This is a genomic window from Streptomyces sp. ATCC 21386 (assembly GCF_018728545.1).
Taxonomy (GTDB): domain Bacteria; phylum Actinomycetota; class Actinomycetes; order Streptomycetales; family Streptomycetaceae; genus Streptomyces.
Genome location: NZ_JAAVVL010000001.1, coordinates 896,772 through 913,988 on the forward strand (window position 1 = coordinate 896,772; position 17,217 = coordinate 913,988).

A 17,217-nucleotide genomic window follows, 5' to 3' on the forward strand; every position below is an offset into this window, starting at 1 on the left:
CGAGCTGTCCGCAGCTTGTCTGACCTGCTCGGTTTTTAGCCGCGCATCTATACCCGCTATCGTTGCGCGGTATGCCTTCATCTGGCCGCGAACCGGATGAGGGCGCACTCGAATCGAAAGGACCCGGAGAGTAATGCCTCCCAAGAAGAAGAAGGTCACGGGGCTCATCAAGCTCCAGATCCAGGCCGGCGCGGCCAACCCGGCTCCGCCGGTCGGCCCCGCGCTCGGTCAGCACGGCGTCAACATCATGGAGTTCTGCAAGGCCTACAACGCCGCGACCGAGTCGCAGCGCGGGTGGGTCATCCCGGTGGAGATCACGGTCTACGAGGACCGCTCCTTCACCTTCGTCACCAAGACGCCCCCGGCCGCCAAGATGATCCTCAAGGCCGCGGGTATCGAGAAGGGCTCCGGCGAGCCGCACAAGACCAAGGTCGCCAAGATCACCGAGGCGCAGGTCCGCGAGATCGCCACGACGAAGATGCCCGACCTCAACGCCAACGACCTGGACGCCGCCGCGAAGATCATCGCCGGTACCGCGCGTTCCATGGGCGTCACGGTCGAGGGCTGAACCCCACCTTCGTAGAACCATGCAGCTGCCGTAAGCAGGGGCAGCCGCACGTGGTAGGGCCTGCTCGGCCCGTACACCACGACTCCTTTCAGAACACACAGGAGCAGTTGTGAGCAAGCGCAGCAAGGCTCTCCGCGCTGCGGACGCCAAGGTCGACCGGGACAAGCTCTACGCCCCGCTCGAGGCCGTCCGTCTCGCCAAGGAGACCTCCACCTCCAAGTTCGACGGCACCGTCGAGGTCGCCTTCCGTCTGGGTGTCGACCCGCGCAAGGCCGACCAGATGGTTCGTGGCACCGTGAACCTCCCGCACGGCACCGGTAAGACCGCCCGGGTCCTGGTCTTCGCGACCGGTGACCGTGCCGAGGCCGCGACCGCCGCCGGCGCCGACATCGTCGGCTCCGACGAACTGATCGACGAGGTGGCGAAGGGCCGTCTGGACTTCGACGCCGTCGTCGCCACCCCGGACCTCATGGGCAAGGTCGGCCGCCTCGGCCGCGTGCTCGGTCCCCGTGGTCTCATGCCGAACCCCAAGACCGGCACCGTGACCCCGGACGTCGTGAAGGCCGTCAACGACATCAAGGGCGGCAAGATCGAGTTCCGCGTCGACAAGCACTCGAACCTGCACTTCATCATCGGCAAGACGTCGTTCGACGACACCAAGCTGGTGGAGAACTACGCCGCGGCGCTGGAGGAGATCCTCCGTCTGAAGCCGTCGGCCGCCAAGGGTCGCTACATCAAGAAGGCCGCGATCAGCACCACGATCGGCCCCGGCATCCCGGTCGACTCGAACCGCACCCGCAACCTCCTCGTCGAGGAGGACCCGGCCGCCGTCTGAGCCTGACGCTCACCGGCAGCCGCGTCGCGGTCGCACAGCCCGAGGACGAGCCCCGCAACCTTTCGAGGTGCGGGGCTCGTCCCTTTTCGGCACACGGGCATACGGGCTCCGCACCGGTCTTCACGGCTCCTTCCGGCGTACGGGTGGGCATACGCGCGCGCATGTGCTGCCCTGGTGGGCGGAGCACGGTGAATCTCCCTGGGGGGTGGGGACGGATGACCAGGACGAGCACGCGTCGCCGTACGGCGGTGTCGTTCGCGGTGGTGGCCGCGCTGACGGGGGTGGTGGCCTGCGGCTCCCCGGACGCCGACGGGAACGGCGGGGACGATCCGTTCGCGGCGCTCAAGCTCGCGGACTCCTCCACCCGCGACGCCGACTCGTCGCGGATCGAGTCGACCGGCGACCTGGGCGAGCTGATGTCCATCGAGGCGGACGGCGAGGTCGACTGGGCCGACGGCCTCGACGGCACCATGACCATCACCTACACCGGCGGCCAGGCGGCCGACCAGATGCGCCGCCTGGGCGTCACCTCGACCGAGGCCCGCTATCTGCCCGACGCCTACTACGCGGACATGGGCGACCTGTTCGCCGGGCAGTACGGCGGCAAGCGGTGGATCCGGTACGCGTACGAGGACATGGGCGAGATGATCGGCGGGGCCTCCGGCGCATATGTGCGGGAGCACTTCAAGAGCGTCACACCGAACCAGTCCGTCCGGCTCCTGCTGGCCTCCGGCGACGTCGAGAAGGTCGGTGAGGAGGACGTCCGCGGGGAGCGGACCACGCACTACGCCGGCACCGTGGCCGTCGCCGACCTCCAGGAGCGCAACGCGAACCTCGGCGAGGAGATGCGGGCCGAACTGGAGGAGCAGCTCAGGGCCGCCGGGATCACCACCGTCGACATCGACCTCTGGATCGACGACGACGACCTGCTGGTCAAGAAGGTCGAGAAGGCCGAGACCGCGAACGGCACGGTGAACTCCACGGTCCACTACAGCGACTACGGCGTCGACGTCTCCACCGAGGAGCCGCCGGCCGCCGAGACGGTCGACTACAGGGACCTCATGAGCTCTCTGCCGACGAGCTGAATTCGCGGGACAGGCACGACCGGGCGGCGCTAGTGTCCCAGCCGTCCCACAGAGGTGGGGCGTGAGGGACCAGGGGGACACATGAGGTTTGCCGCGCGCGGCTCCGTAAGCTCCGTACACGGCCGCAGGGCGGTCGGCGTCGCCGTCGCGGCCGCGCTGCTCGGCGGTGCTACCGCCTGCGGCACGGAGGCCCAGGCGGAGGCGAAGCCGAAGACGCCGGCCGAGGCCGTGGCCCGGGCCGCGGAGCGGACCACGGAGGTCACGTCGCTGCGGTACCGGGTGCGGGGCACGCTGCCCGGGCACGGGAAGGTGCGGGCCGAGGCGTCCATGGGCGTGCGGCCCTCCGTGCTGCGCATGGAAGTGACCGGTCTGGGGGCGAGCGAGGAGGGCTCCGTCCAGATCCGGTTCGTGGACGACGCCATGTACACGGAGGTGGACGAGACGACTCTCGGCGACGCCGGGTTCGTGGGGGTGGAGACCGCCGGCCGGCACTGGTTCAGGGCGGCACCGGCCGCGTGGGGTGGCCTCAGCGTGGACAACCAGTCCTATCGGATCCTGCCCCGGCAACTGGAGGGCAGCCCGCTGGTGCAGTCCACGATCCTGAACGGCGCAGAGGACGTGCGGGAGGCCGGCACCGAGGAGGTGGACGGCACCCGGACCACCCGCTACCGCGGCACCGTCACGGCCAAGGGGCTGAGGGCGGCTCGCGGGACGGCCAAGGGCAAGAAGGCCCAGGAGCTCTGGATGAACAGCTTCGACCAGTTCATGGGTCTGGGCCTGAAGGTGGGAAGCGCGCTCGCCATGGAGCTCTGGGTCGACGAGGACGGCGGGACCAGACAGTTCCGGCTGCGCGGGGAGACCAGCACACTGGACAAGAAGGGGCGCTGGGTCGACACCGGTCCCCTCGACATGACCGTCACCTTCCTGGCCGTCGACCCGTCCGTGTCCGTAGAGCCCCCGGCGGCCGACGACACCGTGGACCTCGACGAGGTGGTGGGCCGCCCCGGATCCGGCTGAGTCGGGGCCTGCTCGGGAGCGGATTTGCTTGACACGTCGTGTGTCATCTAACCTTCCGGAGAAGCCAAAGACCGCTGGTCGTTGCCGTGCGCTTGCAAGAGGGCTCGGTGGCCGAAGGATCCGCTGAACCGCGGACGACCCGCGCAGGTGACTGTGGAAGTTGCTCCTGGTCCGGTTCCGTGTCCGCACGGAATTCGTCCGGTCGAGCTACGCCCCGTGCGCCTGCGCCGGGGCGTTTCGTTCTGTTCGGCCCCTTCTGAGCGGTCCTCATCACCCGGAAGGAGGCCGACGCTCTATGGCAAGGCCCGACAAGGCTGCCGCGGTGGCCGAGCTCACGGAGCAGTTCCGTAGCTCGAACGCCGCCGTGCTGACCGAGTACCGGGGTCTCACCGTCGCGCAGCTCAAGAACCTGCGCCGTTCGCTCGGTGAAGACGCCCAGTACGCCGTGGTGAAGAACACGCTGACCAAGATCGCGGCCAACGAGGCCGGGATCTCGACGCTCGACGACCTGTTCAACGGTCCGACGGCGGTTGCCTTCATCACCGGTGACCCGGTGACGTCGGCGAAGGGTCTTCGTGACTTCGCCAAGGACAACCCGAACCTCGTCATCAAGGGCGGCGTCCTTGACGGCAAGGCGATGTCCGCCGACGAGATCAAGAAGCTTGCGGACCTCGAGTCCCGCGAGGTTCTGCTCTCCAAGCTGGCGGGTGCCTTCAAGGGCAAGCAGTCCCAGACTGCTCAGCTCTTCCAGGCGCTTCCCTCGAAGCTCGTCCGCACCGTGGACGCTCTTCGCGCCAAGCAGGACGAGCAGGGCGGTGCCGAGTAACTCGGCTCGCGCATTGATCCGCGTCGCCTGAGGCGCGGGTCGTAGCGGGCCGTAAGTACGCCCGCCGTTTCGATACATCCGGCACCTGCCGAATTAGTGGAAGGATCGCCCATCATGGCGAAGCTCAGCCAGGAAGACCTGCTCGCGCAGTTCGAGGAGATGACCCTCATCGAGCTCTCCGAGTTCGTGAAGGCCTTCGAGGAGAAGTTCGACGTCACCGCCGCCGCGGCCGTCGCCGTCGCGGGCCCGGCCCAGGGTGGCCCGGCCGCCCCGGTCGAGGAGGAGAAGGACGAGTTCGACGTCATCCTCACCGGTGCCGGCGACAAGAAGATCCAGGTCATCAAGGTCGTGCGTGAGCTGACCTCCCTGGGTCTGAAGGAGGCCAAGGACCTCGTGGACGGCGCCCCGAAGCCCGTTCTCGAGAAGGTCGCCAAGGACGCCGCCGAGAAGGCCGCCGAGTCCCTCAAGGGCGCCGGCGCCTCCGTCGAGGTCAAGTAAGGCCCACGGGTCCACTCAGGACCCGCTCGCGCCAGGCTCCGGGCTCGGGGCTGTAACGCGGACGTACCGAAGGGCGATCACCCATGTGGGTGGTCGCCTTTCGGCGTTCCGGGACGTCGAGCGACGGCTGCCTTGCACTGTCGGTGGCGGCGAGTATGGTGATCTTCGTCGTGCCTCCGAGCACCCCTGGTGACCGGCCGCGAGTGACGATCGCAGCATCTGGTTCGGGCATGGGGGGCCTTGACGAACTGCACGCAGCGCGCAATTCTCAGGACGCGTCGTCACACGGATCCGAACTCCGAGGCATGGATCGACGGCGAAGAGGGCAGTATCGATGTGCATCGAGGGCGTGGCTTGCCGCAGGCGTTGAGGAACAACGAGGGTTTCCGAGGGTCCGTAAACCCGCACTGGACATCAGTGGGCCAAGTGGCTACACTGACCCTTTGCGCTGCCTGTTAGCTGCCTCCTGCCCGTCACCAGGGGCATGCCCTCGCTCGAGCACCGACGATTGAACGTCCCTCACCTGGGGCTTTCCATCTCCGCGCCCGGTCGAGGGGGCCGGTACGCGCGTAGTGAGTCCGAGCCCTCGGAAGGACCCCCTCTTGGCCGCCTCGCGCAACGCCTCGACCGCGAATACGAACAACGGCGCCAGCACCGCCCCGCTGCGCATCTCCTTTGCAAAGATCAAGGAGCCCCTCGAGGTTCCCAACCTGCTCGCGCTGCAGACCGAGAGCTTTGACTGGCTGCTCGGGAACACCGCCTGGCAGAGTCGGGTCGAGGAGGCTCTCGAGAGCGGACAGGACGTCCCCACGAAGTCCGGTCTGGAGGAGATCTTCGAGGAGATCTCCCCGATCGAGGACTTCTCCGGGTCGATGTCGCTGACCTTCCGCGACCACCGCTTCGAGCCGCCGAAGAACAGCATCGACGAGTGCAAGGAGCGCGACTTCACGTACGCCGCCCCGCTCTTCGTCACGGCCGAGTTCACCAACAACGAGACCGGTGAGATCAAGTCCCAGACGGTCTTCATGGGCGACTTCCCGCTCATGACGAACAAGGGCACCTTCGTCATCAACGGCACCGAGCGTGTCGTCGTGTCGCAGCTGGTCCGTTCGCCGGGCGTCTACTTCGACTCCTCGATCGACAAGACGTCCGACAAGGACATCTTCTCCGCCAAGATCATCCCCTCCCGGGGTGCCTGGCTGGAGATGGAGATCGACAAGCGCGACATGGTCGGTGTCCGTATCGACCGCAAGCGCAAGCAGTCCGTGACCGTCCTCCTCAAGGCCCTCGGCTGGACCACCGAGCAGATCCTGGAGGAGTTCGGCGAGTACGAGTCCATGCGCGCCACCCTGGAGAAGGACCACACCCAGGGCCAGGACGACGCGCTGCTCGACATCTACCGCAAGCTGCGTCCGGGCGAGCCCCCCACGCGTGAGGCCGCGCAGACGCTGCTGGAGAACCTGTACTTCAACCCCAAGCGCTACGACCTCGCGAAGGTCGGCCGCTACAAGGTCAACAAGAAGCTGGGTGCGGAGGCTCCGCTCGACGCGGGCGTCCTGACCGTCGAGGACGTCATCTCGACGATCAAGTACCTGGTGAAGCTGCACGCGGGCGAGACCGAGACGGCCGCCGACAACGGCCAGACGATCGTCGTCGAGACCGACGACATCGACCACTTCGGCAACCGTCGTCTGCGCAGCGTCGGCGAGCTCATCCAGAACCAGGTCCGTACGGGTCTGGCGCGTATGGAGCGTGTCGTCCGCGAGCGCATGACGACCCAGGACGTCGAGGCGATCACGCCCCAGACCCTGATCAACATCCGGCCGGTCGTCGCCTCCATCAAGGAGTTCTTCGGCACCAGCCAGCTGTCGCAGTTCATGGACCAGAACAACCCGCTGTCGGGTCTGACGCACAAGCGTCGTCTCTCGGCGCTGGGTCCCGGTGGTCTGTCCCGTGAGCGGGCCGGCTTCGAGGTCCGTGACGTGCACCCGTCCCACTACGGACGCATGTGCCCGATCGAGACGCCCGAAGGCCCGAACATCGGTCTGATCGGTTCGCTCGCCTCCTACGGCCGCGTCAACGCGTTCGGTTTCGTGGAGACGCCGTACCGCAAGGTCGTCGACGGTCAGGTCACCGACGAGGTCGACTACCTGACGGCCGACGAGGAGGACCGCTTCGTCATCGCGCAGGCCAACGCCACGCTCAACGACGAACTGCGCTTCACCGAGAACCGCGTCCTGGTCCGCCGCCGTGGCGGCGAGGTCGACTACGTCGCCGGTGACGACGTGGACTACATGGACGTCTCGCCGCGCCAGATGGTGTCGGTCGCGACCGCCATGATCCCCTTCCTGGAGCACGACGACGCCAACCGTGCCCTCATGGGCGCGAACATGATGCGTCAGGCCGTGCCGCTCATCAAGAGCGAGTCCCCGCTCGTCGGCACCGGCATGGAGTACCGCTCCGCCGTCGACGCCGGCGACGTGGTCAAGGCCGAGAAGCCGGGTGTGGTCCAGGAGGTCTCCGCCGACTACATCACCACCGCCAACGACGACGGCACGTACATCACGTACCGCCTGGCCAAGTTCGCCCGCTCCAACCAGGGCACCTCGGTCAACCAGAAGGTCATCGTCAACGAGGGCGACCGGATCATCGAGGGCCAGGTCCTGGCCGACGGTCCGGCCACCCAGAACGGCGAGATGGCGCTGGGCAAGAACCTGCTCGTGGCGTTCATGCCGTGGGAGGGTCACAACTACGAGGACGCGATCATCCTGTCGCAGCGCCTCGTGCAGGACGACGTCCTCTCCTCGATCCACATCGAGGAGCACGAGGTCGACGCCCGTGACACCAAGCTCGGCCCCGAGGAGATCACCCGGGACATCCCGAACGTCTCCGAGGAGGTCCTCGCCGACCTCGACGAGCGCGGCATCATCCGCATCGGTGCCGAGGTCATCGCCGGTGACATCCTCGTCGGCAAGGTCACGCCCAAGGGTGAGACCGAGCTGACCCCCGAGGAGCGCCTGCTCCGCGCGATCTTCGGCGAGAAGGCCCGTGAGGTCCGTGACACCTCGCTGAAGGTGCCGCACGGCGAGACCGGCAAGGTCATCGGCGTCCGCGTCTTCGACCGCGAGGAGGGCGACGAGCTTCCCCCCGGTGTCAACCAGCTGGTGCGCGTCTACGTCGCGCAGAAGCGCAAGATCACCGACGGTGACAAGCTCGCCGGCCGTCACGGCAACAAGGGCGTCATCTCCAAGATCCTGCCGATCGAGGACATGCCGTTCCTGGAGGACGGCACCCCGGTCGACATCATCCTCAACCCGCTCGGTGTGCCGTCCCGAATGAACCCGGGACAGGTGCTGGAGATCCACCTCGGCTGGCTCGCCAGCCGCGGCTGGGACGTCTCCGGTCTCGCCGACGAGTGGGCGCAGCGGCTGCAGGTCATCGGCGCCGACTCCGTCGCCCCCGGCACCAACGTCGCGACCCCGGTCTTCGACGGTGCCCGTGAGGACGAGCTCGCCGGTCTGCTGCAGCACACCATCCCCAACCGCGACGGCGAGCGCATGGTGCTCCCCTCCGGCAAGGCGAGGCTGTTCGACGGCCGCTCCGGTGAGCCGTTCCCGGACCCGATCTCGGTCGGGTACATGTACATCCTCAAGCTGCACCACCTGGTCGACGACAAGCTGCACGCCCGGTCGACCGGCCCGTACTCGATGATCACCCAGCAGCCGCTGGGTGGTAAGGCTCAGTTCGGTGGCCAGCGCTTCGGTGAGATGGAGGTGTGGGCGCTGGAGGCTTACGGCGCCGCGTACGCCCTCCAGGAGCTGCTGACCATCAAGTCCGACGACGTCACCGGCCGCGTGAAGGTCTACGAGGCCATCGTCAAGGGCGAGAACATCCCCGAGCCCGGCATCCCCGAGTCCTTCAAGGTGCTCATCAAGGAGATGCAGTCTCTCTGCCTGAACGTGGAGGTGCTGTCCAGCGACGGTATGTCCATCGAGATGCGTGACACCGACGAGGACGTCTTCCGCGCTGCGGAGGAGCTCGGCATCGACCTGTCCCGGCGCGAGCCGAGCAGCGTCGAAGAGGTCTGACGGGAGTTCGGCCGGGCTCGTGAAGAGCCCGGCCGGCCCCAGGACCCCCGTATCAGACCAAAGACTTACAACCCTGAGAGGGATTGACGCATAGTGCTCGACGTCAACTTCTTCGACGAGCTCCGGATCGGTCTGGCCACCGCTGACGACATCCGTCAGTGGAGCCACGGCGAGGTCAAGAAGCCCGAGACGATCAACTACCGCACCCTGAAGCCCGAAAAGGACGGACTCTTCTGCGAGAAGATCTTCGGTCCGACCCGGGACTGGGAGTGCTACTGCGGCAAGTACAAGCGTGTCCGCTTCAAGGGCATCATCTGTGAGCGCTGTGGCGTCGAGGTCACGCGCGCCAAGGTGCGCCGTGAGCGGATGGGTCACATCGAGCTGGCCGCTCCCGTCACCCACATCTGGTACTTCAAGGGCGTTCCGTCGCGGCTGGGCTACCTGCTCGACCTCGCCCCGAAGGACCTCGAGAAGGTCATCTACTTCGCGGCGTACATGATCACGTACGTCGACGAGGAGCGCCGTACGCGTGACCTGCCCTCCCTGGAGGCGCACGTCTCCGTCGAGCGGCAGCAGATCGAGAACCGTCGCGACGCCGACCTCGAAGCCCGCGCCAAGAAGCTCGAGACCGACCTGGCCGAGCTGGAGGCCGAGGGCGCCAAGGCCGACGTGCGCCGCAAGGTGCGCGAGGGCGCCGAGCGTGAGATGAAGCAGCTGCGCGACCGTTCGCAGCGCGAGATCGACCGTCTCGACGAGGTGTGGACCCGGTTCAAGAACCTCAAGGTCCAGGACCTGGAGGGCGACGAGCTCCTCTACCGCGAGCTGCGTGACCGCTTCGGCACGTACTTCGACGGTTCGATGGGTGCCGCGGCGCTGCAGAAGCGCCTGGAGTCCTTCGACCTCGACGAGGAGGCCGAGCGCCTCCGCGAGATCATCCGCACCGGCAAGGGCCAGAAGAAGACCCGTGCGCTCAAGCGCCTCAAGGTCGTCTCCGCGTTCCTGCAGACCAGCAACAGCCCCAAGGGCATGGTGCTCGACTGCGTGCCGGTCATCCCGCCGGACCTGCGTCCGATGGTGCAGCTGGACGGTGGCCGCTTCGCGACCTCCGACCTGAACGACCTGTACCGCCGTGTGATCAACCGGAACAACCGACTGAAGCGGCTTCTCGACCTCGGCGCGCCCGAGATCATCGTGAACAACGAGAAGCGCATGCTCCAGGAGGCTGTCGACGCCCTCTTCGACAACGGTCGTCGTGGTCGCCCGGTCACCGGTCCCGGCAACCGCCCGCTGAAGTCCCTCAGCGACATGCTGAAGGGCAAGCAGGGTCGATTCCGTCAGAACCTGCTCGGCAAGCGTGTGGACTACTCCGCGCGTTCCGTGATCGTCGTCGGTCCGCAGCTGAAGCTGCACCAGTGCGGTCTGCCGAAGGCGATGGCGCTGGAGCTCTTCAAGCCGTTCGTGATGAAGCGGCTCGTGGACCTCAACCACGCGCAGAACATCAAGAGCGCCAAGCGCATGGTGGAGCGCGGCCGCACCGTCGTGTACGACGTCCTCGAAGAGGTCATCGCCGAGCACCCGGTGCTGCTCAACCGTGCTCCCACCCTGCACCGACTCGGCATCCAGGCCTTCGAGCCGCAGCTGGTCGAGGGCAAGGCCATCCAGATCCACCCGCTCGTCTGCACCGCGTTCAACGCGGACTTCGACGGTGACCAGATGGCCGTCCACCTGCCGCTCTCCGCGGAGGCGCAGGCCGAGGCCCGCATCCTGATGCTGTCCTCGAACAACATCCTCAAGCCCGCCGACGGCCGTCCGGTGACGATGCCGACCCAGGACATGGTCCTCGGTCTGTTCTTCCTCACCACCGACGGCGAGCTCCGTGACACCAAGGGCGAGGGGCGTTCGTTCGCCTCCACGGCCGAGGCGATCATGGCGTTCGACGCCGACGAGCTCGCGCTGCAGTCCGCGATCGACATCCGCTTCCCGGTGGGCACCATCCCGCCGCGCGGGTGGACCCCGCCGGCGCGCGAGGAGGGCGAGCCGGAGTGGCAGCAGGGTGACAGCTTCCGGCTGAAGACCACGCTCGGCCGTGCGCTCTTCAACGAGCTGCTGCCCGAGGACTACCCGTTCGTCGACTACTCGGTGGGCAAGAAGCAGCTCTCCGAGATCGTCAACGACCTCGCCGAGCGCTACCCCAAGGTCATCGTGGCGGCGACGCTCGACAACCTGAAGGCGGCCGGCTTCTACTGGGCGACCCGTTCCGGTGTCACCGTGGCCATCTCCGACGTCGTCGTTCCCGAGGCGAAGAAGGAGATCGTCCGCGGGTACGAGGCGCAGGACGAGAAGGTCCAGAAGCAGTACGAGCGCGGTCTGATCACGAAGGAAGAGCGCACGCAGGAGCTCATCGCGATCTGGACCAAGGCGACCAACGAGGTCGCCGAGGCGATGAACGCGAACTTCCCGAAGACGAACCCCATCTTCATGATGGTCGACTCGGGTGCCCGCGGAAACATGATGCAGATGCGTCAGATCGCCGGTATGCGTGGTCTGGTGTCGAACGCCAAGAACGAGACGATCCCGCGTCCCATCAAGGCGTCCTTCCGCGAGGGCCTGTCCGTGCTGGAGTACTTCATCTCCACGCACGGTGCCCGTAAGGGTCTGGCGGACACCGCCCTGCGTACCGCCGACTCGGGTTACCTGACCCGTCGTCTGGTGGACGTCTCGCAGGACGTCATCATCCGCGAGGAGGACTGCGGCACCGAGCGCGGTCTGAAGCTGCGGATCGCCTCGAAGGACGAGACCGGGGTCCTGCGCAAGGCCGAGGACGTCGAGACCAGCGTCTACGCCCGCATGCTCGCCGAGGACGTCGTCATCGACGGCAAGGTGATCGCGCCGGCCAACGTGGACCTGGGCGACGTGCTCATCGACCAGCTCGTGCACCACGGTGTCGAGGAGGTCAAGACCCGCTCGATCCTGACCTGTGAGTCCAAGGTCGGCACGTGTGCCATGTGCTACGGCCGCTCCCTGGCCACCGGCAAGCTGGTCGACATCGGTGAGGCGGTCGGCATCATCGCCGCCCAGTCCATCGGTGAGCCCGGTACCCAGCTGACGATGCGTACCTTCCACACCGGTGGTGTGGCCGGTGACGACATCACGCAGGGTCTGCCGCGTGTCGTCGAGCTCTTCGAGGCCCGTACGCCCAAGGGTGTCGCGCCGATCTCCGAGGCGGCCGGTCGCGTCCGCATCGAGGAGACGGAGAAGACCAAGAAGATCGTCATCACGCCGGACGACGGCAGCGACGAGACGGCGTTCCCGATCTCGAAGCGCGCCCGTCTGCTGGTGAGCGAGGGCGAGCACGTCGAGGTGGGCCAGAAGCTCACCGTGGGTGCCACCAACCCGCACGACGTGCTGCGCATCCTGGGTCAGCGTGCCGTCCAGGTCCACCTGGTCGGCGAGGTCCAGAAGGTCTACAACTCGCAGGGTGTGTCGATCCACGACAAGCACATCGAGATCATCATCCGGCAGATGCTCCGCCGTGTGACGATCATCGAGTCCGGCGACGCCGAGCTGCTGCCCGGTGAGCTGGTCGAGCGCTCGAAGTTCGAGACCGAGAACCGTCGTGTGGTCCAGGAGGGCGGTCACCCGGCCTCCGGTCGTCCGCAGCTGATGGGTATCACCAAGGCCTCGCTGGCGACGGAATCCTGGCTGTCGGCCGCCTCCTTCCAGGAGACGACCCGAGTCCTGACGGACGCGGCGATCAACGCCAAGTCCGACAGCCTCATCGGCCTCAAGGAGAACGTCATCATCGGTAAGCTCATCCCGGCCGGTACGGGCCTGTCCCGCTACCGCAACATCCGGGTCGAGCCGACCGAGGAGGCCAAGGCCGCGATGTACTCGGCCGTCGGCTACGACGACATCGACTACTCGCCGTTCGGCACGGGCTCCGGCCAGGCCGTCCCGCTGGAGGACTACGACTACGGTCCGTACAACCAGTAGGCGAGCGGTCGCAGTCGCTTGAGTTGAGGGGCGGTCACCTTCGGGTGGCCGCCCTTCGGCGTCTCGCAACGGGCCTGCTGGGGTGGTTTACCGGCACCCGCGGGTCGTCCGGGATGGCGTACGGGCGCCCGGGGTGGCATTCGGGCGCGCGGGACGGGCGTACGGGTGTGCGATGTGGCAGAACCGGGACAGAACCGGTGCGGGGGAACCGGTGCCGGGGGCCGTGCGTTGTCGCATCATGGGGGGACAACCAGTCCGGGGGAGTTTCTCGTGTCGAATCCGTCGTGGCAGCCGATGCCGTGGCAGCAGGCGCAGGGCAGTGGTCCCTCCATGCTCGCCGCACATGCCGACCGTGAGCGTGCCGTCGATGTGCTGAAGGCCGGCTTCAGCGAGGGCCGCCTCCCGCAGGACGAGTACGAGAGGCGCGTCGAGAGGGCCTACCAGGCGCGCACGGTGGGGGAGCTGACCCTTCTGGTCGCGGACCTGCCCCAGGGGCCCACAGCGGCGCAGCCGAGCGTCATGGCGCCCATGGTCCCGAGAACGTTCATGCCGGCGCCCGTGCTGCCGCCGCCCACCAACGGCAAGGCCGTGGGCGCGATGGTCTGCGGTGTGCTCACGACCATGACGCTGGGGCTCACCGGCGTCCCGGCGGTCATCCTGGGCCACACCGCCCGCGCCGAGATGAAGCGCACCGGCGAGGGCGGTGAGGGCTTCGCCCTGGCCGGTCTGATCCTCGGCTGGCTCTCCGTGGCGGGCTGGGCCTTCTTCCTGCTGGTTCTGATGATCGCGGGAGTGTCGTCGAGCAGCGGAACCTGAGCTCCGGCGGGCCGGCGGCGCGGACGTGTCGGTGCGGAGACGTTCGTCGTTAAACCACTGCCCGCCCATTTGTTTTGACCATAGCGAATGAGGTAGGTACGCTCAGACCTTGTGCCTGGGGTGTGCCCTGGCTCTCGTGCGTGCCTTCAACCGCACAGGGGGAGCCGTAAGCGGCCGCCGTACTCTGCGCCCTTTCTGCCTCGCGGCGGGAGTTCAGCAGTTTCGACACACCCGACCGCGTGGGTCGGCGAATGTTCCGGGTTAGCTTCACCATTCGGCACACAGAAACCGGAGAAGTAGTGCCTACGATCCAGCAGCTGGTCCGTAAGGGCCGGCAGGACAAGGTCGAGAAGAACAAGACGCCCGCACTCGAGGGTTCGCCCCAGCGTCGCGGCGTCTGCACGCGTGTGTTCACGACCACCCCGAAGAAGCCGAACTCGGCCCTGCGTAAGGTCGCGCGTGTGCGTCTGACCAGCGGGATCGAGGTCACCGCTTACATTCCGGGTGAGGGACACAACCTGCAGGAGCACTCCATCGTGCTCGTGCGTGGTGGCCGTGTGAAGGACCTGCCGGGTGTTCGCTACAAGATCATCCGCGGTTCCCTCGACACCCAGGGTGTCAAGAACCGCAAGCAGGCCCGCAGCCGCTACGGCGCCAAGAAGGAGAAGTAAGAATGCCTCGTAAGGGCCCCGCCCCGAAGCGCCCGGTCATCATCGACCCGGTCTACGGTTCTCCTCTTGTCACGTCGCTCATCAACAAGGTGCTGCTGAACGGCAAGCGCTCCACCGCCGAGCGCATCGTCTACGGCGCCATGGAGGGCCTGCGTGAGAAGACGGGCAACGACCCGATCATCACGCTGAAGCGCGCTCTGGAGAACATCAAGCCGACCCTCGAGGTCAAGTCCCGCCGTGTCGGTGGTGCGACGTACCAGGTTCCGATCGAGGTCAAGCCCGGTCGTGCCAACACGCTCGCGCTGCGCTGGCTGGTCGGTTACTCCCGCGCCCGTCGCGAGAAGACCATGACCGAGCGTCTGCTCAACGAGCTTCTCGACGCCTCCAACGGCCTGGGTGCCGCTGTGAAGAAGCGCGAGGACACGCACAAGATGGCCGAGTCCAACAAGGCCTTCGCGCACTACCGCTGGTAGTCGCAGACCCCATCGAGACCGAGAGAAGACTGAAGCCTTATGGCTACCACTTCGCTTGACCTGGCCAGGGTCCGCAACATCGGGATCATGGCCCACATCGACGCGGGCAAGACGACCACCACCGAGCGGATCCTGTTCTACACCGGCGTTTCGTACAAGATCGGTGAGGTCCACGACGGCGCCGCCACCATGGACTGGATGGAGCAGGAGCAGGAGCGTGGCATCACGATCACCTCTGCTGCCACCACCTGTCACTGGCCGCTCGAGGGCGTCGACCACACCATCAACATCATCGACACCCCGGGGCACGTCGACTTCACCGTAGAGGTGGAGCGTTCGCTCCGCGTCCTCGACGGTGCCGTGACGGTGTTCGACGGCGTTGCCGGCGTGGAGCCGCAGTCGGAGACGGTGTGGCGTCAGGCCGACCGTTACGGCGTGCCCCGCATCTGCTTCGTCAACAAGCTGGACCGTACCGGCGCCGAGTTCCACCGCTGCGTGGACATGATCTCGGACCGCCTGGGCGCCCAGCCGCTCGTCATGCAGCTCCCGATCGGCGCCGAGGCCGACTTCAAGGGCGTCGTCGACCTCGTGACGATGAAGGCCCTGGTCTGGTCCGCCGAGGCCGCCAAGGGTGAGATGTACGACGTCGTCGACATCCCGGCCACGCACACCGAGGCTGCCGAGGAGTACCGCGGCAAGCTCGTCGAGGCCGTCGCCGAGAACGACGAAGAGATCATGGAGCTGTACCTGGAGGGCGAGGAGCCCACCGAGGAGCAGCTGTACGCCGCGATCCGTCGCATCACCATCGCGTCCGGCAAGTCCAACGACACCACGGTCACCCCGGTGTTCTGTGGCACCGCGTTCAAGAACAAGGGCGTCCAGCCCCTGCTCGACGCGGTCGTGCGCTACCTCCCCACCCCGCTTGACGTCGAGGCCATCGAGGGCCACGCCGTCAACGACCCGGAGGAGGTCGTCAAGCGCAAGCCGTCCGACGACGAGCCGCTGTCCGCGCTGGCGTTCAAGATCATGAGCGACCCGCACCTCGGCAAGCTCACCTTCGTCCGGGTCTACTCGGGCCGCCTGGAGTCCGGCACCGCCGTGCTGAACTCCGTCAAGGGCAAGAAGGAGCGCATCGGCAAGATCTACCGCATGCACGCGAACAAGCGTGAGGAGATCGAGTCGGTGGGCGCCGGCGACATCATCGCCGTCATGGGTCTGAAGCAGACCACGACCGGTGAGACGCTGTGCGACGACAAGCAGCCGGTGATCCTGGAGTCCATGGACTTCCCGGCGCCGGTCATCCAGGTCGCGATCGAGCCCAAGTCCAAGGGTGACCAGGAGAAGCTGGGTGTCGCCATCCAGCGTCTCGCGGAGGAGGACCCCTCCTTCCAGGTTCACTCGGACGAGGAGACCGGCCAGACCATCATCGGTGGTATGGGCGAGCTGCACCTCGAGGTGCTGGTCGACCGTATGCGCCGTGAGTTCAAGGTCGAGGCCAACGTCGGCAAGCCGCAGGTCGCCTACCGCGAGACGATCCGCAAGGCCGTCGAGCGCGTCGACTACACGCACAAGAAGCAGACCGGTGGTACCGGTCAGTTCGCCAAGGTGCAGATCGCGATCGAGCCGATCGAGGGCGGCGACGCCTCGTACGAGTTCGTGAACAAGGTGACCGGTGGCCGTATCCCGAAGGAGTACATCCCTTCGGTGGACGCCGGTGCGCAGGAGGCCATGCAGTTCGGCATCCTCGCGGGCTACGAGATGACGGGCGTCCGCGTCACGCTCATCGACGGTGGCTACCACGAGGTCGACTCCTCCGAGCTCGCGTTCAAGATCGCCGGTTCGCAGGCCTTCAAGGAGGCCGCGCGCAAGGCGTCCCCCGTGCTCCTTGAGCCGATGATGGCCGTCGAGGTCACCACGCCCGAGGACTACATGGGTGAGGTCATCGGCGACATCAACTCCCGCCGTGGTCAGATCCAGGCCATGGAGGAGCGGGCCGGTGCCCGCGTCGTGAAGGGCCTCGTGCCCCTCTCGGAGATGTTCGGCTACGTCGGAGACCTCCGCAGCAAGACCTCGGGTCGCGCAAGCTACTCGATGCAGTTCGACTCCTACGCCGAGGTTCCGCGGAACGTCGCCGAGGAGATCATCGCGAAGGCCAAGGGCGAGTGACGCACGGCGTTGAACCACCGCGTTCAACGCACCGCGTGCACACGCTTTAGGCTTGACTCCGGAGCCTCGTGGGGCAAACGGCCGCAAAGACGGTTGTTTGCCCCGGGACCCGGACTTTCCAGCAAAGATCACCTGGCGCCGATGAAGCAAGGCGTTCAGAACCACTCCACAGGAGGACCCC

12 protein-coding genes are annotated in these 17,217 nt (G+C 66.8%); all 12 read left to right on the top strand.

Annotation, left to right across the window (positions count from 1 at the left end; all coding sequences use genetic code 11):
* Positions 1-133 precede the first annotated feature (133 nt).
* The 12 genes from rplK (at position 134) to fusA (ending at position 17,036) form a co-directional block, all read left to right on the top strand.
* On the top strand, positions 134-568 hold the full coding sequence (gene rplK, locus GWK25_RS03965; protein WP_033528316.1) for a 50S ribosomal protein L11: 435 nt from the start codon (positions 134-136) through the stop codon (positions 566-568).
* 109 nt (positions 569-677) lie between these two features.
* Positions 678-1,403, top strand: coding sequence for a 50S ribosomal protein L1 (gene rplA, locus GWK25_RS03970; RefSeq protein ID WP_184904681.1), 726 nt, complete (start codon positions 678-680; stop codon positions 1,401-1,403).
* Positions 1,404-1,618: 215 nt separating this feature from the next.
* Entirely contained in the window at positions 1,619-2,488 is an 870-nt protein-coding gene (locus tag GWK25_RS03975; RefSeq protein WP_215448514.1) for a hypothetical protein, read from the top strand.
* 81 nt (positions 2,489-2,569) lie between these two features.
* On the top strand, positions 2,570-3,505 hold the full coding sequence (locus GWK25_RS03980; protein WP_215448515.1) for a hypothetical protein: 936 nt from the start codon (positions 2,570-2,572) through the stop codon (positions 3,503-3,505).
* 295 nt (positions 3,506-3,800) lie between these two features.
* Positions 3,801-4,331: a 50S ribosomal protein L10 gene (gene rplJ, locus GWK25_RS03985; RefSeq protein ID WP_215448516.1), complete on the top strand. Its 531-nt coding sequence runs from the start codon at positions 3,801-3,803 to the stop codon at positions 4,329-4,331.
* A 114-nt stretch (positions 4,332-4,445) separates the two neighbouring features.
* The gene (gene rplL / locus GWK25_RS03990; protein ID WP_030039747.1) at positions 4,446-4,829 is read left to right on the top strand and encodes a 50S ribosomal protein L7/L12; all 384 of its coding nucleotides are present in this window, start codon (positions 4,446-4,448) and stop codon (positions 4,827-4,829) included.
* Positions 4,830-5,431: 602 nt separating this feature from the next.
* Entirely contained in the window at positions 5,432-8,917 is a 3,486-nt protein-coding gene (rpoB, locus tag GWK25_RS03995) for a DNA-directed RNA polymerase subunit beta (RefSeq protein WP_215448517.1), read from the top strand.
* A 93-nt stretch (positions 8,918-9,010) separates the two neighbouring features.
* A complete protein-coding gene (locus GWK25_RS04000) occupies positions 9,011-12,910 on the top strand; it encodes a DNA-directed RNA polymerase subunit beta' (RefSeq protein WP_215448518.1) in 3,900 nt (1,299 codons plus the stop codon).
* 330 nt (positions 12,911-13,240) lie between these two features.
* Positions 13,241-13,726 (top strand): DUF1707 and DUF4190 domain-containing protein, encoded by a 486-nt coding sequence (locus GWK25_RS04005; RefSeq protein WP_215457190.1) that lies wholly within the window; start codon positions 13,241-13,243, stop codon positions 13,724-13,726.
* A gap of 299 nt (positions 13,727-14,025) precedes the next feature.
* Complete coding sequence (gene rpsL / locus GWK25_RS04010) at positions 14,026-14,397, top strand: 30S ribosomal protein S12 (RefSeq protein ID WP_003948652.1); 372 nt, start codon at positions 14,026-14,028, stop codon at positions 14,395-14,397.
* A gap of 2 nt (positions 14,398-14,399) precedes the next feature.
* On the top strand, positions 14,400-14,870 hold the full coding sequence (gene rpsG / locus GWK25_RS04015) for a 30S ribosomal protein S7 (RefSeq protein WP_003992340.1): 471 nt from the start codon (positions 14,400-14,402) through the stop codon (positions 14,868-14,870).
* 39 nt (positions 14,871-14,909) lie between these two features.
* On the top strand, positions 14,910-17,036 hold the full coding sequence (gene fusA, locus GWK25_RS04020; RefSeq protein WP_215448519.1) for an elongation factor G: 2,127 nt from the start codon (positions 14,910-14,912) through the stop codon (positions 17,034-17,036).
* Positions 17,037-17,217 lie beyond the last annotated feature (181 nt).

Coding starts and splice junctions, on each gene's coding strand:
- rplL (WP_030039747.1), top strand. CDS start 4,446: ATGGCGAAGCTCAGCCAGGAAGACCTGCTCGCGCAGTTCGAGGAGATG.
- fusA (WP_215448519.1), top strand. CDS start 14,910: ATGGCTACCACTTCGCTTGACCTGGCCAGGGTCCGCAACATCGGGATC.
- GWK25_RS03975 (WP_215448514.1), top strand. CDS start 1,619: ATGACCAGGACGAGCACGCGTCGCCGTACGGCGGTGTCGTTCGCGGTG.
- GWK25_RS03980 (WP_215448515.1), top strand. CDS start 2,570: ATGAGGTTTGCCGCGCGCGGCTCCGTAAGCTCCGTACACGGCCGCAGG.
- rpsG (WP_003992340.1), top strand. CDS start 14,400: ATGCCTCGTAAGGGCCCCGCCCCGAAGCGCCCGGTCATCATCGACCCG.
- rplK (WP_033528316.1), top strand. CDS start 134: ATGCCTCCCAAGAAGAAGAAGGTCACGGGGCTCATCAAGCTCCAGATC.
- GWK25_RS04005 (WP_215457190.1), top strand. CDS start 13,241: ATGCTCGCCGCACATGCCGACCGTGAGCGTGCCGTCGATGTGCTGAAG.
- rplJ (WP_215448516.1), top strand. CDS start 3,801: ATGGCAAGGCCCGACAAGGCTGCCGCGGTGGCCGAGCTCACGGAGCAG.